The sequence below is a fragment of the Caulobacter sp. X genome, assembly GCF_002742635.1.
Classification (GTDB): Bacteria; Pseudomonadota; Alphaproteobacteria; order Caulobacterales; family Caulobacteraceae; genus Caulobacter.
This window is the reverse complement of sequence record NZ_PEGF01000001.1, coordinates 1,813,321-1,835,710: the sequence shown is the minus strand read 5'-3', so window position 1 is coordinate 1,835,710 and position 22,390 is coordinate 1,813,321. Positions and strand designations below refer to the sequence as shown.

Here is a 22,390-nt window from a genome sequence, read left to right as displayed (position 1 = left end):
TGGACGGCGACGCGGCGACGCGTACGCCCGGCGCGTCGGAAGCTGACCTCAGTATAGTGCCCGTCTGACGCCATTAAAATCTCGGTTTCTGTCCTGTTGTCTGGGCGCGGACTAGAATTGCCGTGTGAAAGAGTTACGCTTCCACTGGCGCTCTATCAATGGAATGACGAATGGCGGAACTCAAGGCCCCGGTTCGTTTTGTTATCCTGCACGCCACGCGTACGGGCAGTAACTATCTGTGTACGGTGCTCAACTCGCACCCGGATATCCTGTGCCACCACGAGATATTCAATCCGCATGTCGTCGGCGTCGCGCGGCATCTCCAGGAAAGCGGTTTCACGCTCGGCGCGATCGACGAGCGCGACCGCGAGCCCGAGGAATTTCTTCAGCGCGTCTGGCGAACGCCCCTGGGGCGCGCGGCCGTGGGTTTCAAACTGTGCCTGTGGCAGCACGAGCCGGCGTGGCGCGCGGTGCTCGCCGACACGTCGGTGCGCAAGATTGTGCTCAAGCGCCGTAACCGGGTGAAGGCGTTCGTGTCGCTGCTGCTGGCGCGTCAGACGGGCGAATGGGTGGTCTACGACGATCGCGGCGCGCCGGCGCCGCGGCCCAAGGTGACCGTGGATCGCGACCTGTTGCTGGAGAACATCGCGCTGCACGAGCGCTTCTACCGCGAGACCGAGGCGTGGCTGACGGAGACGGGGCAGGACTACGCGCAGCTCTGGTACGAGGATCTGTTCGCGCCTGGCGGGATAGACCCGGCGCTCGCGATGCTGGGCCTCGAGGGCGAGCCCGCGCGACCGGAGGGGCAGACCTGGAAGCTGGCCCCGGAGTCGCTGCGCGATACTGTGGCGAATTTCGACGATCTCAGCCGCGCGCTGCGGGGCGGCGATCTGGAAGCGGAGCTCCACGCGTTGGGGCGCTGAGCGCGCCGAGATAGCGGATGAAATGGTCCGCGTCGGTCTCGGGCAGAAAGCGCTGCGCCGCCGCGCGCGACTGCTCGGACAGGCGCCGCCAGGCCTGCGGATCGGCGAGCAGTGTCTCAAGCGCCTCGGCCCAGGGCTCTATCGCGCCGTTGACGGGCAGCACGAAATCCACGCCCAGCTTTGCCTCGGGCTGCCCGCCAAGATCGCCGGCGAGCACCGGGACGCCGCGCAGCATCGCGTCGATCGCGACGTAGCCGAACGTCTCGGGCGTCATGGACGGCGCCAAGAGAACACGCACGCGCGCCAGCAGCGCGCCGATGTCGTCGGCGGGATCGAGGATCGTCATGTTGGGCAGCCGCGTCAGCGCCTCAAGCACCGCGGCGTCCGCGCCCCAGGTGGGCGCCGCGGCGAAGGGCGTTTCGGGGAAGCGTTCGGCGAGCGCCAGAAAGATCGGCAGCCCCTTGGCGTGGCAGGGATTGATCATCGCGACGAAGCCGCCGGGCGGCGCTGGCGGCGCGAACGAGCTGGAGCCGAACACGGGAAAGCGCAGCAGCTTGGACTCGATCCCGCCCCATTCGCGCAGATAGCCGCGGCTGTATTCGCTCACGGCGACGACACTCCGCGCGCGCCTGAGTTGGTCATGCCGGACGGGATCCGGCCGCTCGGCCTCGGGACCGAAGGGCAGGTGGTAGTGGGTGTGGACCAGGGCGATGGTGCGCTCGGGCGCGTGGCGGAGCCCGGCGCCGAGGAACAGGGCGGGGCGGTCGTCCGAGGCGAGGATCCAGTCAGGATCGAAATCAGCGACCAGTGCGGCGAGGCGGGCGCCGGCGTCGGGCGCGGCGAAGTCCATCGGCGTGACGCCCACGCCGCGAAAGCGATAGCCGCCGTCGGCCTCGACCGACACGCCTCGCGCCGCCAGTCCCCGCGCCCCGAATTCATGGGAGAGCGCCCCGCGATCGCCCGGCGCGCGCGAGACCATCCGGCAGTCGAATCCGCGCGCCGCCAGCGCCTCGAGCAGCAGCCGGTTCGCCTTGTTGCCTCCGCCGAACGACGGCAGATGGGCGGCGTCCTGAAGAAGAAGCACTCGCGTGGCCATCGTCGCGATAAGGCGCCGTGGCGCGATCCGCCGTCAAGACGGCGCTCAATTCTTGGTTGACGCCTGTGGACCTCACCACTCTCGCGGAATAGGTTTTCGCGTCGGCAGGGGAGATGAGCGTGCTCGATATCGTCTGTGGATTGCTGGGGGACCGCGCCGAGGCCGGCGCGGGGACGGCGACGGGGCGCGCGCGTGACCTCAGCGTCGCCTGGCTGCGCTGGCACTATTTCGGCGAGATCATCGAGGAGCCCGATGTCGCGCGCATCCTCAGGCGCGCACAGGCGACCGGGCGTCGCTACTGCCTGATCCAGGGCTATGGCCACATCGTCGCCGAGCATGCGGGCCCTGACGGCGGCAAGGCGCGCGGCTTCTTCGAGGCGCTCGAGCCATGGGTCGGCGCGCATGATTTCATCTTCGCGGGCGTCGCCGGCCGCTGCGTGCTGGTCGACCTGGCGGCGTGGTCGCGCGCGGGCGAGCCCAGACTGGGGCAGCTCGCGCCGTTCGGACCCGCGCTTGAAGGGCATCTGATCGATCTGGGCGCCGATCTTTCCGCCGCCGCGCCCTTCGAGGCGTTCCTTGACGAGATGTGCGACAAGGCGGGACGCGGCGTCTTCGTGCTCAACTATGAATCCTATGACGACGTCGCCGAGCCCCCGCCGGGTTTCGCCGGACCAGTCTCGACGCTCTATTGCGTCGCCGCCGGCCTCAAGCCCAACCGCATCCTGGCGACGCACGGCATGGGCGCGGACAGTCGCGTGGTGTTCTTCGACTACAGCGCCGACGCGCTGGACTTCCGGCGCAAGCTCAACAGCGAATGGGACGGTCGGGACTATCCGCGCTATCTGCGCGCGCTGTTCGAGCGCGGCGGGAGCACCCACTACTATCTCTGGCCCGGCGCCACGCCCGAGAACATGGACTGGCGCGAACTCGAACGCCTGTGGGCGGCCGAGCTGGCGCGCTGGGGCGGCGAGGCGGCTTTCGCCGAGCATTGGCGTGCGTTCCAGGCGATCGGCCACGAGTACCTGGCGTGCAACATCCTGGAGCCGGATGCGCTGATCGCGCGGATCGAGGATGCGCCGGGCGGCGTGATCTGGTGGAGCAACGCCTTCTCGACGATCTACAGCGCCGCGCATCACAGCCTGGAGGAAAAGCGCCGGATCTACGCGGACTGGATCGAGGCGCTGGCCGAGCGGGCGCCGAGCGTCTTCCTGTACGGATCGGATCACAGCAACAGCAGCGTCAATGCGATCACCGCGGGCGAGTATCGCGCCCGCTATGTCGCCGAGGGCGGCGACCCGCTGAGCGCGCGAGCCTTCCACCGCCAAGCGATCCGCTTCTAGAAGTTGCCCCCTCCCCGCGGGCGGGGAGGGGGCAATATCCTAGTCCTACTTCTTCGCCGGCTTCGAGGCCGTCGATGACGTCACGTTCGGGAAGACGTGGCTGACCCCGGTCCCCGCCGAGGGCGGCGACATGGGCTTGTTGGCGGCGATGCTGTGACAGCTGAAGCAGTTGTTCGCGGTGGCGTTGGGATCGCTATTGTTCGGCGAGACCTGCTGGAACGTCTCCATGGTCGTGTTCGCCGCGAACAGCGAGCCGAACTGCTGGGCGCCGGTCTGGTTGGGGATCAGATTGTTGCTCCACACCGAGGCCGACTGGAAATAGTTGGCGAGCGTCAGGCCCCGACCGCCCGTCGACTTGAGCTGCGGATTCAGCGTCTGCATCAGCGAGAGCAGCATGGTGTTGTTCTGGATCACCGGGTCGTTCACCGTCGGGGTCGCCGGCTGCTGGTTGCCCCAGGGATTGTAGCGCACGACGTTGGTCGCCACGAGCTTGGCCGACGTCGAGTTGATCGCGGTGTTGTAGTCGCTCGACGTCGCCGTGGTCACGATCGAGGTCGGCAGCGTCGAGGTCCCCGCCTGGCCGTTATAGAAGATCGTCGGGGTGCTGTTGCTGGTGCTGAACGCCACGGTCGACAGGCAGTTGGCGCCGGTCGGGCAGCTGTTGTTCTGCGTGTTGTAGTTGCTGTTGATGTACGAATAGGTGTTGTCGGGCGAGTTGAACACGGTCTCGAAGGTCGACCAGACCATGCCCGGACGGCCCGGAACCGTGCCGACCACATGGATGCCGACCAGGGCGAGCGTGCGCGTCGCGGTGGTCACGCCGTCCCAGCTGAGCGTGAGCACGCCGTTGGGCCCCGTGCCCTGCGTGAAGGCGGGAACCTGACCCTGGATCGTGATCAGCCCCTGCGCCTGCTGGGGCGTCAGATAGGCGGTGTCGACCCAGCTGCTCTTGAGCTCGAGCGCCAGTTGGTTGATGTCGGCGAAGGTTGTCCCAGAGGCGGTCTGGACCTGCTGCGCCTCGGTCAGCGTGGTCGGGAAGGTCTTGGTCGAGTTGGGCGTGTTGTAATACGGCACCTTGGCCTGGTTGGCCTGCAGGCCGGCGAACACGTCGTTCACCTGGATCGTGTAGTAGGTCACCGGATAGGTCGCGTAGCCCGCCTTGCCGGGCACGGGGACGGGGGCGCCGTCGAGCACCAGAACCCCGCCGCCGCCCGCCTGACCGGTCGAATCGTTGAGATTGCTGGTGTCGGCCCTCGCCGCGGCGAGTTGCGCCGGCGTGTGGGTCTTGAGGATGACCGGCTTGTTGACGCGCGCGCGGAACACGATCGTCGCGGGCCCATTGGACTTGAGCGCGTTGACGGTCCCGCCCGGATTGCGGACCAGTTCGAAGCTGCCCGTCTCCGTCGATTCCACGGCGGTGTAGAACGTCGGCGAGAACATGTTCATCGTTCCCGTCGAGTCCGTGCTGGTCAGCCACAGGAACATCTGCGAGCCCCATTTGAAGAACCCGCAACTGGTGTTCAGCGTGGACCCCGCGCTGTTGGGCGCGACGAAGCCCCCGCCGCCGGACGCTTGCCAGCTGCTGAATTCGGACGCGCTCAAAGCGCACAACGGCGCTGCGCTGTCGGAGCTGCTGACTTGAACCTTTTTCGCCGTGCATCCGGCGCCGGCGAGCGCCAGCGACAGGCTCAAAGCGATCATCCATGACTTGCGTGCCATCGCGCGCTCTCCCTTTTAGTTGTTTGTCTTCAGCCCTTTGTCATTTCACGGCGGCCGCCGGGACCAGTCTCTGGGTCATGGCCCGATAGACCCCCGTGACTTCGAGATCGCGCACGGACACGCGATAGACGCCGCCGTCGTACGAGGTCGCGACAAGCGCTTGCCCGCAGCGGGTCAGCGAGCTCAGCCCGTTGGCGGCGATCGTCCGGCGCGAGACGCCGCCGGTGGCCAGATCGACCTTCACCAGCGCGCCCCAGTAGTCGCCGACGATCACCGTGTCGGCGTCCCAGAAGCACACCGACTTGGGCGAGCGCCGCCCCAGCTCGATCGACTGGACCAGCCGCGCGTCGGCGAGGTCGTAGATGTTGAGGGTGAAATCGCGCGAGGCGCTGGCGATGCGGTCGCCCGCGGGAGCGATGTCGACGTCGTCGACGATCGCGGTGTGGCCCGGGAAACGGTGGATGATCTCGCCGTCAAGCGTCCAGGACAGCAGGCCGCCGTCGGCGCTGCAGCTCACGCCCAGGGTCGCGTGCGGGTGAAGGCGCAACGCCTTGACCGCGCCATCGTGCAGGGGGTGCGCGCGGGCGTCCCGTCCGTCCGGCGAGACGCGGACGATCGCGCCGCTGTAGCAGGCGACAAACGCGGCGCCTTCGTGGCCGGGGCAGGCCGCGACTCGGATCGAATTGATCGGACCCTGGCCCAGCGCCAACCGCCCGACAGCCTCCAGGTCCTGGCCCGCGAAGATGTGGAGCCCGTGGTCATGGGCGCCTCCGAAGACGCGGCCGCGGTCTTCGTCGCGGGCGACCGCGTTCATCAGCACGCGGCCGCCTGGCGGCTCGACGGAGGCGATCAGCCGCGCGTCATCGTCGGTGAAGCGGATCATCCGCACCAGCCCGTCATCGGCGACCAGGGCGACGCTGCCGTCCGCCGCGCCCGCGCTGTCGTTGAAGCAGGCGTTGCCGCGCTCGCCGGGCCCGCCGCCGATTTCGGCGATCAGCCCGCCCGACGCCGCGTCCCACCGCACCACCGTTCCATCGAACGTTCCGGCGACGATCGTCTTGCCGTCGGGCGACCAGCCGAACGAGCGCTCCCACTTGGCGGCGTGCCCCTCGAGCGCCACCTTGCGAGCGAAGCTCAGCGCGTCCCAGACCAGGATCTTCTGGTCATAGGCGCAGGACAGGATGTCGCCGGTGACGGGCGAGACCGCCACCTTCTTGATCCCGGACCCGTGCGCCGCGATCTCGGCGACGAAGGCGCCGCTCTGGCTGTCGAAGATGCGGATCACGCCGTCGTCGCAGCCCAGCACGACGCGATGGTTGCGCCCGTCGATCGCGCAGGTGTCGGTCTCGGTCTCGAACGGGCCCCAGGTGCGAAGCAGCTCGCCGGTGGCGAGGTCCCATTGGCGGAGCGTCATGTCGTCGCCCGACGAATGGATCAGCCCGTCATGGACCGCGACCGACAGCACATCCTTCTCGTGGCCCTCGATCACGCGTCGGATCGCGCCGGTCGTCAGATCCCAGACGAGGATCCGCCGGTCGCGCGACGCGGAGACGCCGGTCTCCGCGTCGACGAAGGCGAAGCACTCGACGTCGTCGCTGTGCCCGCGCAGCACCCGCGCCAGGCGGCGTTCGCGCAGATCCCAGATGCGGATGTCGTAGTCCGACGACGATGACGCGGCGAGGCCGCCGTCGGCGCTGACGGTGACGTGATTGACCAGGTGCCCGTGGTAGCCGAGCAGATCGACCGCGCCGGCGTCGAGATCGAACAGCGAGACGGCGCCGTCATAGGCGGCCGCGACGGCCGCCGCGCGCCCGGGGACAGCGGCGACCGAGGTGACCGGACCGCGATGGCGCGTAAAGCTGTCGGCGGGGGCCAAGGCGAGGGCGAGAGGCGTATCGAACATCGGCGGCGCCTAGGACAAGAGGAGCGGAGAGCGGAGGTTGGGCAGGTCGCGCTCGAACAGCTCGGCCGCGAACGGCGTGTCCGCCAGCGCCGCGGCGAGCTCTTCGAAATTGGCCACCACGGCGCCGAGATCGTCCGGGGCGCGCTTGCTGGACGCTGGCGCGAGCGGGGCGCGCGAACCGACGTCCAGCCAGGCCAGGACGCGCCGCAGTTCGCCGGGGTTCGAGAGCGCTTCATAATCGATCTCGAGCCAGTCCTGCCCGGTCGCGATCAGGGTGGACTCGAGCCCTGCATAGTAGGCGGCGTTGCGATCCGCATGGCGCACGAGGTCGCCGATCGCCACGCGGATCACGGGGAGCCCGACCTGGATGGGCGGGTCGTAGCTCTCCCACACGCCGGTGCGCGCGGCGATCTCTTCCGAGACAAAGGTGCGGACGCGGTTGCGGCGTCGCAGCAGCAGCTTGCGCACCGAGGCGTCGCGCAGCAGGGCCGTCGACGCCGCGTCGTTCTCGCCCAGGTTCATCTTGAAGCCGACCGCCCGCGCGTCGCCGGCCGCGCTCCAGACACGCTCCAGGAACGCTACCGGGTCGCGGTCGCGCTCCGCCGCGTCGCCCAGCGGCCCGCGAGGCCAACCTCGCGCCGCGTGGACGCCGGCGGGATTGAACAGCCCGTGGTGGCAGAGGATGTCTGGATGGGCGCCCAGCAGGCTGCACAGCAGATTGCTGCCGGTTCTGGGCGCCGCGAAGATGACGAAGCGGATGGCCGGCGCGGTCATGACGGCGTCGCCTCGATCCGCCCCGCCTCAAGCAGGAAGCCCTCGCCAAAGGCGCTGACGCGGCTGTTCCCTGGCAGGGGGCCTAGGCTTTCGCGCACGCCGCGATCCGCCGCCTGGGCGCTGCCGGCCCGCACGAACACGGTGATCAGATCGACCATGCCCTGGTCGAGGAACGATCGCAGCAGCGTCGGCCCGCCTTCGACAAGCAGGCTCTCCACCCCGTGGTCCCGCAGGTCAGCCAGCGGCGCGCGCAGATCGCGCCCGTTCATCGCCAAGGTCACCACATCCCGCCCGGTCGGCGCGCTGGAGCCGACGACGAACACCGAGGCGCCGGGTTGCGGGGCCGCGCACGGATGCGCGCCCGCGAAGATCACGCGCCGCGGCTGGCGGCGAGGCTCGCGGCCGAGCCGATCGGCCCGGGCGGTGAGGCGCGGCTGGTCGGTGTTCCAGGTTCTTACGCCTACCGCGATCGCGTCATAGCGCTCGCGCAGCGTGTGGACGCGCTTCCAGTCGGCGGAGCAGGAGATATTTCCGGCATAGCTCAGCGCCTCGCCGGAAACGCCAGCGTCGCTCGCGGCGAAATTGACGTGGATGAAAGGCCGTCCCATTCGCCCCGTCCACTCCCCATGGCTCAGGTTTGAAGCGATGCGATCTCGATACCGACGATGAAACTGTACATGGCGCTATGTACAGCATAATTTGTATTTCGCTACAAGCTCGCGTCAGGGTGGTATGAGGCCGGGCCTCGAGAAAGATGTTCGATAAGCACACGGGCTAACTGGGAAGAGATCGCCATGATTAATGAACAGTATCGGCTGGATAGATTGTGCGATGCCGGAATACCGACCGAAGAGGGAAGGTATTCGATGGTCGTTTATCTGGAGCGGAGAACCGGGCGCGAGCATGTGGCGATGGTGATGGGCAATGTTGTCGCCGCGCCGCCGCTGGTTCGGATCCATTCGGAGTGCATGACCGGCGATCTATTTGGTTCGCTGCGTTGCGACTGTGGCGATCAACTCGCCGCCGCGCGCGCGCGGATCGGCCGGCAGGGCGCGGGGATCATCCTCTATCTCCGGCAGGAAGGGCGCGGCATCGGGCTGGCCAACAAGCTGCGGGCCTATGCGTTGCAGGACCGCGGGCTCGACACGGTGGAGGCGAACCTCCAGCTGGGCTTCGCGGCGGACCTGCGCAGCTTCGATATCGCCGCGGAGATGCTGGCCGATCTCGGCGTCGCCGCGGTGCGTCTGATGACCAACAATCCCAGCAAGGTGGACGCGCTGAAGGCCGCGGGGATCCGCGTCGTCGAGCGCGTGCCGATGCGCAGCGTGCCGCGGCCCGAGAACCGCGGCTATCTCTCGACCAAGGCCGCGAAGATGGGTCACGCCATCGACTGGCTGGAAGCCGCGCCGGCGGGTCTGGCCGCGTCGGAGGATCCGATCTGAAGTTCAGCGCGCGGGGTCTTGCGGCGCGAAGATCTGGGAGCCGGCCCGCGCGGGCCGTCGCGATCTGATCAGGCGTTGACGCCCGTCGCCCAAACAAGCGCGCAATCGCCGTTCTGAAGGGGCGCGGCGATTCAAACCCTTAACCTCGCGCCCGTGGTCGTGGTTTAATGTCGCGATCATGAACCCGCTTGCCGCCACGACGCCGCTCCCGGAAATTCTCCTCGTCGAGGATGACGTCGAGCTCCGTCGCGAGATGGCGACCTATCTTCGTGACAACGACCACCTGGTGCATGAAGCCGGCGACGCGGCCAGCGCCCGGCGGATCATGGCCGAGCGCGCGATCCAGGTGGCGGTTCTGGACATCAACCTGCCGGGAGAGGACGGCCTGTCCCTGTGCCGCGCCTTCGCGGGCGGCGGCGGCCCCGCCATCCTGATGCTGACCGCGCTGGGCGACCCGATCGATCGGATTCTGGGCCTGGAGCTTGGCGCCGACGACTATGTCGTCAAGCCGATCATGCCTCGCGAGTTGCTGGCGCGGGTGAAGGCGATGTTGCGGCGCAGGCCGCTTGGGCCGACGGCGCGCAAGACCAACATCTATCGCTTCGCCAATTTCCGGCTGGACCTCGCCGCGCATCAGTTGCGGGCGCCGAACGGAGCGGTGTTGTTGTTGACGCGCAGTGAGCTCGCGATCCTCGGCGTCCTTCTGGAGCGAGGGCGGCAGGTCGTCCCTCGCGAGGACCTGATCGCGCTGCTGCGCGCCGAGGACGAGGCCGGCCGCGCGCTGGACCTTCATATCAGCCGGCTGCGGCGCAAGATCCAGGACCAGACCGACCGCGAGTTGATCCGCACCCATCGCGGCGTGGGCTATATGCTGGACGCCAGCGTGCTGGTCGGAGACTGACGGGGTGAGCTGGGTCGGACGCATCCATCTTCCGCTTTGGGCGCGCATTCTCGCGGTCGTCGTCGGAGCCTTGATCGCGGCGCAAGTCGTCACCCTGGCGCTGACCGTCTTCTTCCCGCCCGCGCCGCCCAGCCAGTACAGCCTGTCCGACATCGAGGCCGCCCTTCGCGGCCGCGAAACGCGCCACGATCGCGAGCGCCCCTTGGTGCGCACCCTGGAGGCCTCGCCGCCCAGCCTGGACAGTCCGGGGTGGGTGGTGTCCCAGCCGGCCACCCGCGACCTCGCCAAACTGCTCGGCGCGCCGGAGAGCGATGTGCGGCTGCTGTTCTACGCGCCGCCGCCCCTGGCTGGCGCGCCCATGCCGCCCCCAAGGCGGGCCGAGAACGCTCGAGGCTATGTGCTCGCGGGAATGATCCCGCCCGGCGGCGGCGGCGGCGGCGGCGGCGGCGGCATGGCGCGGCCCGGCCCGGGCGGCGCCTTCCCAGGACCGGTTGGCGACCCCAGGAGCGCCGGAGGCCGGTTCCCTTCGTTTCCGATCCAGGGCGCGTTTCCGGCGCGGGATTTTCGGTCCGTCGCGCGCGACAGCGAGGCTCGCGCGGCGATCCGGCGATCGATGACCTCGCAGAACGCTCCCATGGGCAATGTGCGGCCCTCTCGCCCGCCCGGAACGGACGCGGGGTCCTTTGCGAGGCCTCCGGGCAGGGGCGCACCGGGCGGCGGTCCGGATTCGACGGCCCCCGCGGCTCCGGGCGCTCCGTTCGGCGGCCCCCAGGCCATCGCGGCCGCGCGGCCCAGGGGACCGATCATCCGCACGCCGTTGGACGCCGCCGTCTTTGGCGTGCGGTTCTCCAGCCAGACCCAGACCCAGACGTCGAGCGCGGCGTCGCCCCCGCCCTCGTCCCCGTCCGAGACCGAGGTCTCGACCGCGCCGCTGCGCGACTCGTCCCTAGTCGCCACGCCCACGCCGGTCGAGCCCCTCGTCGCGTCCAAGGTCGAGCCCATCGCGCCGGCGCCGCGCCTGAAGATCGCCGCGCCGCCCACGGTGGCGCGCGTCGAAGACGCCTCGTCCGGACGCACGCTGGCCGCCCCCAGCACCCGCTTCGGCTTCGCGCCGGCGGCCTATATCGAAGGGGAGTTCGTCGCGGCGCTCCGGCAGGCCGATGGGCGCTGGGCGACGGTTCGTCCGCGTCCGGAAGGTTTTCCCAACAGCTGGCAGCGCCGGGTGATGCTGTGGTTCGGCCTGTCGGTGGCGCTGGTCACGCCGCTGGCCCTGCTGTTCGCCAAACGTCTAGCCGCGCCGCTGAAGGCGTTCGCCGAGTCGGCGGACCGCTTGGGGCGCGAGCCTGCCGCGGAGCTGCCGCCGCTCACCGGGCCGGCCGAGATCGGCCTCGCCGCCGAGGCCTTCAACCAGATGCAGCGACGCATCAAGCGCTATGTCGAGGACCGCACCGGCATGGTCCGGGCGATCTCCCACGATTTGCGCACGCCGCTGGCGAGGATGCGCTTCAAGCTGGAGCGGGCCCCGCCGTCGCTGCGCGCGGCGATCGGGCGCGACATGGATCAGATGGAGCAGATGATCGCCTCGGTCCTCAGCTTCATGCGCGACGAGATGGACGGACGTCAGCGTCAGGTGGTCGACCTGCGCTCGGTGCTGGAGGTCGTGGTCGATGACGCCGCGGGCCCGGTTACGCTGGAGCCGGGGCCGGCCGTGCTGATCGAGATCGACGTGGTCGCCATCCAGCGGGTGATGGAGAACCTGATCGACAACGCCGTGAAGTACGGCTTCGAGGCGCGGCTGAAGCTGGAGGCGTTCGCCGGCGAAGCCTGCGTCACCGTCGCCGACTCCGGTCCGGGCATTCCGCCGGAGGAGCTGGAGGACGTGTTCAAGGCCTATCATCGCGGCGCCCAGGCCCTCGCCTCCGGCAAGGCGGGCGTGGGGCTGGGCCTTGTGGTGTCGCGCTCCACCGTGCGCGCGCATGGCGGCGAGCTGACCTTGCGCGCCGCCGAGCGAGGGCTGGTCGCGGAAGTCCGGTTGCCGGGCGCGCGAACCGTGGAGGCGGCGGCTTAGAGGTCTGCCCGGCTTAGTCGCTCGCCAGGCTTTCGACCGCCGCGGTCAGCAGGTAGCCCTGGCCGCGCACGGTCCGGACGAGGTCGGCGCCGCCCTGAACGCGGGCCAGCTTGGCGCGCAGGCGACTGACGATCACGTTGATCTGGGGCGAGTTATCACGGCGCTTGCCGGAGCCGGAACTCTGCGCGAGCTGCGCTCGCGGCACGATCTGCTGCGGATTTGAGACCAGCGTCTTCAGGAGATTGAATTCGCCGGACGATAGCTCGACGGGACGATTATAGGGGTCGAACAGCTGGCGCGTGACGACGTTCAGTCGCCAGCCGTCGAAGCGATAGACATTGGCCTTATCGTCGTCGGGGTTGGGTCGCATGCTGGCCTGGCGCCGTCGCAGCACGGCGCGGATCCGGGCCAGAAGCTCACGCGAGCGGTAGGGCTTGGCGACATAGTCATCCGCCCCGATCTCCAGGCCCACCACCACGTCGCTTTCCTCGGCCATGGCGCTGACCACGATGACGCCGGGAGCGGGGCTTTGGTTGCGCAGGCGGTTGCAGACGGAAAAGCCGCCTTCGCCTGGCAGCATGATGTCGAGCACGACGGCGTCGACGGGCGTCGTCGTCAGGATGCGGTCCATCTGCTGGCCGGACGAGGCCGTAACGACCTCGTATTCATGGCGAGAGAGCAGGTCGCACATGAGCGACCGCGCTTCGAGGTCGGCGTCGAGGAGAAGGATTCTTTGCTGCACGCCACAAGCTCCTGGGTCCGAGAACCCTTGAAGCTGTACCGGCGCGTAGCGGCGGAAATACCTTCGCAGTGTATTGAAACAATCGCGATTAAGGCGGCTTTGTGGTCGAGTTTTGCGGGCGTTAGAACATGGCCCGACCCGAGAACCGCACATAGTATCGGTTCTGTTTCTTGGCCGCCTCGGCGCCGCCTTCGAGCGCCAGATAGGACAGGGCAGAACCGGCGCGGATCGCGAAGCCCAGGGTGGCCGCGCCCTGCTTGTCGGCCGTCGAGGTCAGGGTGAACGACTCGCCGCCGCGGAACCGCGCGACCGTGTCGCCGATGTCTCCGGCCAGGGTCTGGCGATAGCCGACGCGGATTTCGGGACGCCACCACACCGCCTGACCGAACTGCGCGCCGAGCACGATCCCGGCGTCGCCGCTGAGGTTGCTGAAGCTGCGCGCGTCGCGGATGAGGTCGAAGCCGTCCCCGCCGCCCGTTTCGCTGCGCTTGCCTTCGCTGAAATAGACATAGTCGAGGCGCGCTTCCGGCCGGACGAAGTAGCGCCCGATCGATTGCTCGTAGGCCATGCCCGCGAAGGCGTTGGTGGTGAAGCCGTTCCAGTGGGCGACGCTGGTGGCCGAGGCGTCGGCTTCGCCGTCCGCGTCGACGTCCTCGCTGTAGAAGCTGCGATCGCCGGTCAGCCAGCCATAGCCGGCGCCGCCGCCCAGGTTGAAGCGCCAGCCGCCGATCGAGCGACGCCAGTAGACGCCGGCCTGGACCAGGGCGTTGGTGGTGTGCTCCCCGACCTTGGCGGTGGTGTCGTGCTCCTCGATGCTGACGGCGGCGAGCGTCACGCCCAGGGCGCCGCCCGCGTCGCCCATGGCCTCGTAGCCGGCGACGAAGCCGAGCGCCTGGGTGTCCGAGCCCTGGTCCTCGCCGTCCTCGCGGCGGATCAGGGTGTTGATCTGCTGCACCCAGACACTGTCCGGGCCGTAGCGGTCGCCCAGGTCCGGCCGGATCATGGTCGCCGCCGAGATCTGCTGGTTCACCGCCTGCAGGGCCGAGAACATGCCCAGTCCCTGATCGGGCAGCATCTGGTTGTAGAGGTTGTAGAAGCCGTCCTTGGTGTTCTGGTTCAGGAAGGCGCCGGCGATGTCGTCGTTCTTGGACAGGGCGGCGAACACCGCGTCGTAGGCCGAGGCCTGGTTGCGGGTCATGCCGGCCTCGGTCGCCGTCCGGCGGCGCACGTCGATGTCGATGCTGTTCCCGGACTGATAGGCCTTGGCCACATAGAGGTAAGGGGCGTCGCCCAGCAGGTCCTGGCTGATGTCGCCCGCCGTCAGGGTTCCGGCCTTGATCACCTCGAAGGTCGACGCCGTGGTCAGCAGGTTGTTGATCACCAGGCCCAGATTGGCGCCTGAAGCGATGGTGGCGGTGTCCGCCACCAGGCGGGTCGCCGTCCCCGCCGCCGGATCGACGCTGAAGATCAGCTTGCTGCTGGCCCCCAGGGTCAGGTTGCTGACGTTCAGGTCGTTGGTGTTGAGCAGACCCAGCGTGCCCGAGCCGACGCTGATGTCCAGCCGCCCGTCGGAGTCCGACAGGGTGGTGAGGACATAGCCGCCGCCGTCGATGGTCAGGCTGTCGGCCCCGTCGCCGAACGAGATCGCGCCGATCACCGTGCCGTTCAGGACGTTCAGGTGGTCGTCGCCAGAGCCCAGCAGGATCTTGCCGAGAATCGCCGGTTCGTCGGCGTCGTCGACGCCGTCGCCATCGGTGTCGGTGTCCGCGACATCGTCATCGCCGTCGTCGCCGTCATTGACGCCGGTCTGGGTGATGGTCACGCCGGTGGTGTTCTTGGAGACGTCGATGGCGATCGCCTTGCCGGTGACCGTCTCGTCGCTGGCGTCGTCATTGTCGTCGTCGGTGTCGTAGTCGTCGTCCGTCGCCGTGACATAGGCGGCGATGGTGCGGGTGTTGTTGATCGTGCTCAGGGTCCCGGAATTGTCGAGGACGGCGTAGGACGTTCCCTTCTCGCCCAGCACCGTGGCGGTGATCACGCCGTCGTTGTTCAACGTGCTGGTCTGGGCCCCGGAGTCGATCACCAGGGCGCGCGCCGAGAAGTCGCCTTCCGAGGTGGTCGAGGCGGTGATCGAGCCGGCGTTCCAGATCGTGTCGGCGATCGCGCCCGACTTCAGATGCAGGCCGTTCGTTTGGGCCTCGTAGCCCGAAGCCGACACCGCGCCCGTGATGCGGACGCCGCCGGTGATCAGGGTCTCGTATCCCGCGTCGCCGCCGATCTGGACGCCGGTGGTCTCGACGCCGTCATAGGGGCTGTAGGCGCTGACCGAGCCCTTGATGATCAGGCCATAGGCGTTGTCGCCGGTTCCGACCGCGCCTAGGGTCACGGTGTTGCTGTTGGAGCCGATCTTCAGCGCCGGCGCGCCGCCATAGGCCGAGATCGAGGCCGAGCCCTCCGAGCTGTCGGTGACGCCGTCGCCGTCCTCGTCGTCGCTGGTGTCGTCGTTTGTGTCCGTGGGCGGAACATCCAGCAGCACGCCGCCGGACACGTTCGCGGCGATGTTCACGCCGCCGTCGCCTTCCAGCATGTCGTCGGCGTCGAGCAGGGCCCGGTCGTCGGGGTCGCTGTAGCGCGAGGTGATGCGATAGCCGGTCGAGGAGACCGAGCCCTGCAGCACGAAGGCGCCGTCGATCGCCGAGTCCACCGCCACCCCGACCGAGCCCTGGCCCAGGACGCTGGTCGAGCCTTCGATCGTCACGTTCCCGGTGACGGGCGCGGCGATGTGAATCCCGTAGCCGCGATCGCCAGTAACGCTGATCGAGCCGGAGTGGACGAGGTTCCCGACCAAGGGCGCCTCGAGACTGATGCCCGCCGAATCCATGCCCTCGATCGTGATCGAGCCGGAGTTGGTGATCGTGCCGGTGAAGGCGTCGCTTCCGGTCAGCCGGATCCCGTAGCGGCGATAGCCCTTGGCGAAGAGGCCGTCATAGTCGCCGTCGTCGTCGGTGTCCTCGTAGTCGTAGTCCTCGGTGAGGCTGATCGAGCCGGCGGTCGTCGCCGAGCCGGTCTTGCCGCCGATGACCAGCACGCCCACGGAGTCGTCCACCCCGACGCTGGCCAGGCCGCCATTGATGGTGACGGTGTTGTCGCTGTCGAGCGTGACCATCGGGCCCGCCGCGCTGAGGGTGATGACGCCGTCGTCCGTGACCTTGACGTCATCGGCCGTTCCGCCGTTCGGGCTGGCCGTGGTGATCGCGGTGGTCCGCGAGCTGCTGGTGACCTGCACTTCGGCCAGGGCGTCACCGGCGGCGAGCAGCATCGGCGCGGCGGCCGCCGTGACGATCAGAAACTTGTGCGGCATGAGGACCTTCGAGGGACTATCCCCGCGAGCCCTATCCGCTGGCCTTGACCGCTCCGTGGCCGGGTTGTTTCCGCCGCGCGGCGCCCTGTAATCTGGCGTAGCTAGGCGTTACGGGGCGCAAGACTAGTCCTTGGGGCGTCCCAGCGCGGCGTCCAGGACGGCGTCCGTCAAAGCGGAGTCGAGGGCGTCGGAGCCGGTGTCGTCGCTCTTGTCCAAGGCGGCGGCCAGCAGGGCGACGGCTTCGTCGGAAGCGGCGAGCAAGGCGACCGCTTCGTCCCCGTCGGGCCAGCGCGCGATGTCAGCGCCCAGTATCGACAGCCGCTGACGAAAAACCGAAAGATCCATGGGCGGCAAGGCTCTTCTGCCTTTGAATGAGGAGGCGCAACGCCTGCTTACCCCGCTTGAGGAGCGAGCGCACGGCCTGTTCCGTGGTGTCGAGGACGCCGGCTATTCTGGCGACGTCCAGGTCTTCGAAATAGTAGAGCGTCAGCGCCTGGCGCTGGCTGGCCGGCAGGCGTTGCAGGCAGTCGCGCAATGAGCGGGCGCTCTCGCGACGCTCCAGGGCCTGCTGCTGATCCTCGACCGGGGCGGCGGGCGCGGCGTCGGCCAGGCGCGTGATGACCTCGGCCGGCTCGGGCGTGGCGCGACGGGCGCGATAGCGGTCGATGGCCTTGTTGACCGCGATCCGGTGCAGCCAGGTCGTGAAGCGCGCGTCGGGCGTCCAGTTCTCCCGGGCGCGCCAGGCGGCGACGAAGGCTTCCTGCGCGATGTCCTCGGCCTCGTGGGCGTCGCCCAGGATGCTGAGCGCCAGTCGCCGCACCACGCGGGCGTGCCGGTCGACCAGGATGCGGAAGGCCTGTTCGTCGCCGGCGCGCGCCGCGGCGAACAAGGTCTCGTCCGACCAAGAACGGCGATCGTTTTCATCCGCCTTCTCAAATTGATTGAGCATGTCTTTGGCCCGAGTTCGCGATTTTCGTCGAACTTGGCAAAGCAATCGACGTGCCAGTCACAAATATTCATGCCGGAAACGCCTTGATATTTTGCGTTATTGAATTGAATTGTTCTTACGGAACTTTTCGAAACTCTTGGCATAGGGGGCGCAATAAATCCATCGCCTCCTGATATGATACGGATCGGTTCAGGCCCTTTTCGTTCCGATTTAGCAAGTTCAGCAACCTTAGGTAATATCGCTGGAGGTGCGCTCCATCTCCGCCCACTGCGGAAAAATTCAAAGTTGTTGCAAGAACGGTGAGTATCTGTACGGCCTTGGCGAGGCGCTCGCACATTTGGTCGAGCTTATTTTGCTCGTAGGCATATTTTACCGACGCTATGGCGCTATAGAGCTCCTCATGAACGGCCGTGAGGACGTCACGAGGATTTTCGTTGAGCTGCTTTGAGGCCCGGTAGGCCTGGATGGCTTGATTGCTATTCATCGCTGTTGCTCGAGCTACCTAGTATGGCTTTGATCTGTTCCTGCAGGACCTGAGCGGCGTAGAGCTCTTGCTCCATGGCCGAGTACTTGGCGATCAGCGTGGTCCTGTAGGTCTCGGCGTTGTCCCGGATCGCCGTCGACTTGTCCGAGAGCGCGGTGTTGGAGTCGTTCAGGCGCTCGATCTCGCCTTGGATCAGACCCGTCGACGCGTTGGCGTAGCCGTCGAGCTGGGTGGTGATCAGGTCCGCGAAGCCCTGGGTCAGCGTCACGTCGATCGAGGCGCTGGCCTGGGTCACCAGGGCGAACGACAGGCCTTCGTAGATCGTGCCGGCCGCGCCGACGATGCGGCTGCCCGAAACGGTGAACAGGCCGCTCTGGCCATCGACGGTCACGTCGCTGATGGAGCCGTCGGTCACCGTCACGTCCAGGGTGAAGTCGAACGAGGCGGTGCTGGCGTTCTTCAGCAGCTTCAGCGCGCTGTCGCTGGTCGTGAACTTGCTTTCGAAGAAGCCCCGCAGGCTGTCCAGATCCGACAGCAGCAGGTTGTCCAGCGTGGTCTCGTCGGAGAGCTCCAGCTGGTTCTCGGCGTTCAGCGTAATGCCCAGCGCCGCGAGATTGTCCACCCCGTCCGCGGCCGAGCCGGCCTTGCCGCCGACGGTGGCGGACAGCTGCTTGGTCACGCCGCGCAGCAGGGAGTCGGCGAACAGCACCGCGTCCTCGTCCACGGTCCCGTCGGCGGCGACCTCGGAATTGGTGTCCACGAAGTCGCGCAGGGCGTTGTAGGCGTCGATGAAGGCGGTGATCGCGGTCTTGATGTCCGAATAGTCCGCCTCGATGTCCAGGGTCACGGTCTGGTCGGTCCCGGTCGTCTGGAGAAGCGAGATCGACAGGCCCGGAATGGTGTCCGTCAGCTGGTTGCTGTCGCTGGTGATCTCGACGCCGTCGATGGTGGCGACGGCCGGCTGGGCCGCCTGGAGCACATTGGCGAAGTCGCCGTTGTCATCCACCAGGCCGATGGCGGCGGCCGCGCCGCTGGCGTCGGAGACCTCGATGTCGACATTGGTGTCAGCGGCGGACAGCACCAGCTTGTAGGCGCCGCTCGAGACTTTCAGCAGGGTGGCGCTGACGCCGGTCGCGTCGCTCTGTTCATTGATGGCGTCGGCCAGGTCCGACAGCGTCATGTCCGCGGTGACCGAGATGGTCGCCGAGGCTCCGTCCGCTACGCCGATCGTGAAGTCGCCGCTCTGGCCCAGCGCGGTCGTCGTGTCGTGGCTGTCGGAGGCGACCTTCATCGCCTTGGCCAGCTGGGTGACGGTCACCGAATAGCTGGCCGCGACCGCGTCCGAGTCGGCGCTGACCGCGATGATGTCCGTGGCGTCCGACCCGTCGGAGGCCGTGAGATAGGCGCTCTTGTCGTCGAACGCGTTGCCCGTGCTGGTCGACAGGCTGCTGTAGGCCGTCGACTTTAGAGACGACATGGCGCTGGTCACGTCGTCCAGCAGTCCTTGCAGCGTCTGGTAGGCGCTGATCTTCGTCGTGTTGGCCGTGACCTTGGCGTCGAGCGTGTCGGCGCGCGCGGTCTTCTGGCTCACCGCCGCCTCGATCAGCGCGTCGGTGTCCAGGCCCGAGATCGTGCCGGTCAGATAGGTGGTCGAGCCGCTGCTCGAAACCGTGCTGGTGCTGGTCATGGGGGCGCCGAAAGTGCGGCGGGAGAACCGTCAGGCCCTCCCGCCAGTTGAGCCGACTACTGCAGCAGCTTCAGAAGCGACTGGCTCATCGAGTTGGCCTGCGAGAGGGCCGAAATCGCGGCGCTGGTCAGCGTCTGATAGTTGGTGAAGTTGGTCTGCTCGGTCGCGATGTCGACGTCCGAAATCGCCGACTTGGCCGACTGCAGGTTCTCCAGCGAGGTGCTGATCACGTCGCCCCGGAACTCGAACCGCGACAGGGTCGCGCCGACATTGGCCCGCATTTCCGAGACCTGCGTGATGGCGGTCTGGATGAGGTCCATGTTCGAAGCGGCCGAGGCCGCGTCCGTGATCGAGGTGCCGTTGATGCCGAGGTCCGTCGAGGTGGCGCCGTCCAGCTTCACCGTGATGGTGTCGGTGCTGGCGGTGCCGACCAGGAAGTCCACGCCGGTCGAGTAGCCGCTGGTCCCATCCAGAAGAGCCACGCCGTTGAAGTTGGTCGTGGTCGCGATGTCGTCGACTTCTTCCAGCAGCTGCTGGTACTCGGCGTCGATGTAGCTGAGATCATCGACGCTCGAGCTTCCCGACTGGGCCTGGGCCGTCAGGGAGTTCATCCGCTGGAGGATGTCGGCGATGTTGGACAGCGCGCCGTCGGCCGTGTTCAGCACCGAGGTGCCGCTGGTGACGTTGGTGGCGGCTTGGTTGAGCACGGTGATGTCGGCGTTCATGGACGTGGCGATGGCGAGGCCTGAGGCGTCGTCCTTCGCGCTCACGATCCGCGAGCCGCTCGACAGCTTGGCCAGGGATTCGCTCTGCGCCGTCGAATTGTTGTTCAGATAGCGCAGGGCGGTGTTGGCCGCCGTGTTGGTCGAGATAACAGGCATTTTCTAATCCGCTTCTCTTCGGAAGCCGGGCGGGGAAAGTCCCGACCGGGAAGCGTCGCCTGCGGTTCTTCGCGGACGGGCTTCACGACTTGAACGGCGCGGGCCGCTCGGATGGGGCGGTGTTTTTTCGTCGGCGATTTTCGAAATTTTCCGCGCCCCATCCGACGGGGAGCCTCCGTTCAAAAGGTCATCGGCGCCGGCAAGGCGTCGCACCTCTGGAACCCTCGAGGCCTCCGATGACCGCCATCACCTCCGCGACCAGCGCCGCGACGACGACCACTGCGACGTCGTCCTCGTCCAGCTCGCTGAAGCTGGGCACGACCGACTTCCTGCAGTTGCTGATGACCCAGCTGACCAACCAGAACCCGCTGGATCCGACCGATCCCAACGAGTTCACCAGCCAGCTGGCGACCTATTCGTCGCTGGAGCAGCAGATCAACATGAACGACACGCTGACGACGATGTCGGACACGATGTCGAACGTGCTGACCCAGGTCTCGCTGCTGGCCTCGGGGAGCTGATCGATGTCGCTTTCCGCCGCCCTGTCGACCGCCGTTTCGGGCCTGACCGCCCAGAGCCGCGCCCTGTCGGCCATCTCCGAGAACATCGCCAACTCGTCGACCACGGCCTACAAGACCACCGACGTCTACTTCCAGGCCCTGGTCAGCGGGGGAAGGGGTTCGGCCACCTCGACCAGCGCGGTCACCGCTAAGTCGAGCCAGGCCATGTCGGTGCAGGGGACGGTCACCTCGACCAGCGTCGCCACCAACGTCGCCATCCAGGACGCCGGCTTCTTCGTCGTCACCAGCGACCCGACCGCCGCCGCCTCGGCGGACATGTACACCCGCAACGGCAGCTTCGAGACGAACGCCGACGGCTATCTGATCAACACCGAAGGCTTCTACCTGATGGGGTGGCCGACGAACGCCGACGGCGACGTGCTGGCCTCGAACACCAACGACCTGACGGGTCTGTCGGCCATCAACCTGTCCTCGATCGGCGGCACGGCCAAGGCGACCACCCAGATCGAGATGAGCGCCAACGTCCCGGCCGACGCCGAGGTCGGCGCGTCGCTGACCACCAGCATGCAGATGATCGACTCGCTGGGCGTCAGCCACACGGTCGGCCAGACCTGGAGCAAGACGGCCGACAACACCTGGACGCTGACCTTGTCCGATCCGGTGCTGACCTCCGACGGGACGACCCAGTCGGGGACGATCAGCGGCGGCCCGTACACGGTGGTCTTCAACACCGACGGCTCGCTGGGCTCGGTGACCCCGGCCCTCGACTTCACCGTGACGGGTTTCAGCAGCGGCGCGGCCGATAGCGCGGTCACGCTGGACATCGGCGAGGTTGGCGGCACGGACGGGGTGACGCAATACGCCTCGACCTCCTCGACCATCGGGCTCGAGGACGTCCAGACCGAACAGGACGGCGCGCTGTATGGCGAGCTGTCGGGGATCAGCATCGACTCCGACGGCCTGGTCACCGCCAATTTCGACAACGGCATCAGCCTGGCGATCTACCAGATCCCGATCGCGACCTTCAGCAACCCCAACGGCCTGACCCTGGTCTCGGGCACCACCTATGACGAGAACAGCGCCGCGGGCCAGGTCCACCTGAACCTGCCGGGCGAGGGCGGGGCCGGCTCGCTGGTGGCCAGCGCCCTCGAAGGCTCGACCACCGACATCGCCACCGAGTTCAACAAGATGATCATCGCCCAGCAGGCCTATTCGGCCGCCTCCCAGGTGGTCAGCACCGCCGGCGACATGTTCGACTCCCTGATCCAGGCCGTGCGCTAGCCATGGAGACGTTCGAGAAACTCGCCGCCAGGGCGCAGGCCTCGCGCGAGGCCGAGGGGCGCACGCCCGTGGTGGAGACCGTGGCGGACGCCATCGCTCTGGCGCGGTCCATCGCCGAAACCCTGGACGGACTGTCCGGCGACGCGCGCCTGCTGATGCTGTCGAACCTCGACGACGTGCGTCGCGCGCTTGAGGGGCGGGCGGCGAGCCTGTCCGGCGAGATGCAGGTCCAGCGCGCCCAGATCACGGCGATGAATCGCGGGCTTCGCGCGATCGACGGCTATGGCGGACGCGCCGGGCGCGGGGAGCGCTAGCGGT

Annotated in this window: 21 protein-coding genes; 9 read left to right on the top strand and 12 right to left on the bottom strand. The window is 67.8% G+C overall.

All coding sequences use genetic code 11. The annotated features are described in order from the left end of the window. Nucleotides 1-170 precede the first annotated feature (170 nt). Nucleotides 171-923 (top strand): hypothetical protein, encoded by a 753-nt coding sequence (locus CSW60_RS08480; protein WP_143324140.1) that lies wholly within the window; start codon nt 171-173, stop codon nt 921-923. On the opposite strand, the gene CSW60_RS08475 is transcribed toward CSW60_RS08480, so the two are convergent. Continuing rightward, nucleotides 865-2,019 carry a glycosyltransferase family 4 protein gene (locus CSW60_RS08475; protein ID WP_099536839.1) on the bottom strand — a complete coding sequence of 385 codons (1,155 nt, stop codon included), beginning with the start codon at nt 2,017-2,019 and terminating at the stop codon, nt 865-867. The two genes, CSW60_RS08480 and CSW60_RS08475, sit on opposite strands and share 59 nt — an antisense overlap. 119 nt (nt 2,020-2,138) lie before the next feature. Here CSW60_RS08475 and CSW60_RS08470 point away from each other — a divergent pair, with 119 nt between their 5' ends. Beyond that, on the top strand, nt 2,139-3,359 hold the full coding sequence (locus tag CSW60_RS08470) for a hypothetical protein (protein ID WP_161495633.1): 1,221 nt from the start codon (nt 2,139-2,141) through the stop codon (nt 3,357-3,359). Nucleotides 3,360-3,404: 45 nt separating this feature from the next. On the opposite strand, the gene CSW60_RS08465 is transcribed toward CSW60_RS08470, so the two are convergent. Further along, on the bottom strand, nt 3,405-4,799 hold the full coding sequence (locus tag CSW60_RS08465) for a hypothetical protein (protein WP_099536837.1): 1,395 nt from the start codon (nt 4,797-4,799) through the stop codon (nt 3,405-3,407). On the opposite strand from CSW60_RS08465, the gene CSW60_RS08460 reads away from it, so the two are divergent. Then, on the top strand, nt 4,798-5,001 hold the full coding sequence (locus CSW60_RS08460) for a hypothetical protein (protein ID WP_099536836.1): 204 nt from the start codon (nt 4,798-4,800) through the stop codon (nt 4,999-5,001). The two genes, CSW60_RS08465 and CSW60_RS08460, sit on opposite strands and share 2 nt — an antisense overlap. A 117-nt stretch (nt 5,002-5,118) precedes the next feature. On the opposite strand, the gene CSW60_RS08455 is transcribed toward CSW60_RS08460, so the two are convergent. The 3 genes from CSW60_RS08455 to CSW60_RS08445 are packed head-to-tail and all read right to left on the bottom strand — an operon-like array spanning nt 5,119 to nt 8,363. Then, complete coding sequence (locus CSW60_RS08455; protein WP_099536835.1) at nt 5,119-6,981, bottom strand: WD40 repeat domain-containing protein; 1,863 nt, start codon at nt 6,979-6,981, stop codon at nt 5,119-5,121. A 9-nt stretch (nt 6,982-6,990) separates the two neighbouring features. Beyond that, complete coding sequence (locus tag CSW60_RS08450) at nt 6,991-7,755, bottom strand: hypothetical protein (protein ID WP_099536834.1); 765 nt, start codon at nt 7,753-7,755, stop codon at nt 6,991-6,993. Next, nucleotides 7,752-8,363 (bottom strand): dihydrofolate reductase family protein, encoded by a 612-nt coding sequence (locus tag CSW60_RS08445; RefSeq protein ID WP_099536833.1) that lies wholly within the window; start codon nt 8,361-8,363, stop codon nt 7,752-7,754. Before CSW60_RS08445 ends, CSW60_RS08450 begins: the two co-directional genes overlap by 4 nt. Before the next feature lie 186 nt (nt 8,364-8,549). On the opposite strand from CSW60_RS08445, the gene ribA reads away from it, so the two are divergent. The 3 genes from ribA to CSW60_RS23085 all read left to right on the top strand — a co-directional run bounded on the left by ribA (nt 8,550) and on the right by CSW60_RS23085 (nt 12,166). Beyond that, on the top strand, nt 8,550-9,197 hold the full coding sequence (gene ribA / locus CSW60_RS08440; protein WP_099536832.1) for a GTP cyclohydrolase II: 648 nt from the start codon (nt 8,550-8,552) through the stop codon (nt 9,195-9,197). Nucleotides 9,198-9,375: 178 nt separating this feature from the next. Beyond that, the gene (locus CSW60_RS08435) at nt 9,376-10,098 is read left to right on the top strand and encodes a response regulator transcription factor (RefSeq protein ID WP_099536831.1); all 723 of its coding nucleotides are present in this window, start codon (nt 9,376-9,378) and stop codon (nt 10,096-10,098) included. 4 nt (nt 10,099-10,102) lie between these two features. Continuing rightward, a complete protein-coding gene (locus CSW60_RS23085; protein WP_143324138.1) occupies nt 10,103-12,166 on the top strand; it encodes an ATP-binding protein in 2,064 nt (687 codons plus the stop codon). A 13-nt stretch (nt 12,167-12,179) separates the two neighbouring features. Here the strand turns inward: CSW60_RS23085 and CSW60_RS08420 are convergent, their stop codons facing one another. The 7 genes from CSW60_RS08420 to CSW60_RS08395 all read right to left on the bottom strand — a co-directional run bounded on the left by CSW60_RS08420 (nt 12,180) and on the right by CSW60_RS08395 (nt 20,270). Continuing rightward, nucleotides 12,180-12,908, bottom strand: coding sequence for a response regulator transcription factor (locus tag CSW60_RS08420; RefSeq protein ID WP_161495632.1), 729 nt, complete (start codon nt 12,906-12,908; stop codon nt 12,180-12,182). A 121-nt stretch (nt 12,909-13,029) separates the two neighbouring features. Next, complete coding sequence (locus CSW60_RS08415; RefSeq protein WP_099536828.1) at nt 13,030-16,269, bottom strand: autotransporter outer membrane beta-barrel domain-containing protein; 3,240 nt, start codon at nt 16,267-16,269, stop codon at nt 13,030-13,032. 123 nt (nt 16,270-16,392) lie between these two features. Further along, nucleotides 16,393-16,530, bottom strand: a complete 138-nt coding sequence (locus CSW60_RS23450) for a hypothetical protein (protein ID WP_161495631.1) — start codon at nt 16,528-16,530, stop codon at nt 16,393-16,395. A 37-nt stretch (nt 16,531-16,567) separates the two neighbouring features. Further along, complete coding sequence (locus tag CSW60_RS08410; RefSeq protein ID WP_099536827.1) at nt 16,568-17,218, bottom strand: RNA polymerase sigma factor; 651 nt, start codon at nt 17,216-17,218, stop codon at nt 16,568-16,570. 115 nt (nt 17,219-17,333) lie between these two features. Further along, entirely contained in the window at nt 17,334-17,702 is a 369-nt protein-coding gene (locus CSW60_RS24360) for a flagellar protein FliS (protein ID WP_099536826.1), read from the bottom strand. Then, a complete protein-coding gene (gene fliD / locus CSW60_RS08400; protein ID WP_099536825.1) occupies nt 17,695-19,389 on the bottom strand; it encodes a flagellar filament capping protein FliD in 1,695 nt (564 codons plus the stop codon). The genes CSW60_RS24360 and fliD overlap by 8 nt, the downstream gene beginning before the upstream one ends. Nucleotides 19,390-19,445: 56 nt before the next feature. Continuing rightward, a complete protein-coding gene (locus tag CSW60_RS08395; protein ID WP_099536824.1) occupies nt 19,446-20,270 on the bottom strand; it encodes a flagellin in 825 nt (274 codons plus the stop codon). 236 nt (nt 20,271-20,506) lie between these two features. Between CSW60_RS08395 and CSW60_RS08390 the strand changes: the two genes are divergently transcribed. From CSW60_RS08390 to CSW60_RS08380, 3 genes are read left to right on the top strand one after another with little or no spacing between them, the layout of a single operon-like run. After that, nucleotides 20,507-20,791 carry a flagellar hook assembly protein FlgD gene (locus CSW60_RS08390; protein ID WP_099536823.1) on the top strand — a complete coding sequence of 95 codons (285 nt, stop codon included), beginning with the start codon at nt 20,507-20,509 and terminating at the stop codon, nt 20,789-20,791. A 3-nt stretch (nt 20,792-20,794) separates the two neighbouring features. Continuing rightward, nucleotides 20,795-22,072, top strand: a complete 1,278-nt coding sequence (flgE, locus tag CSW60_RS08385; RefSeq protein WP_099536822.1) for a flagellar hook protein FlgE — start codon at nt 20,795-20,797, stop codon at nt 22,070-22,072. Between the two features lie 2 nt (nt 22,073-22,074). Next, nucleotides 22,075-22,386 carry a hypothetical protein gene (locus CSW60_RS08380; protein ID WP_099536821.1) on the top strand — a complete coding sequence of 104 codons (312 nt, stop codon included), beginning with the start codon at nt 22,075-22,077 and terminating at the stop codon, nt 22,384-22,386. Nucleotides 22,387-22,390 lie beyond the last annotated feature (4 nt).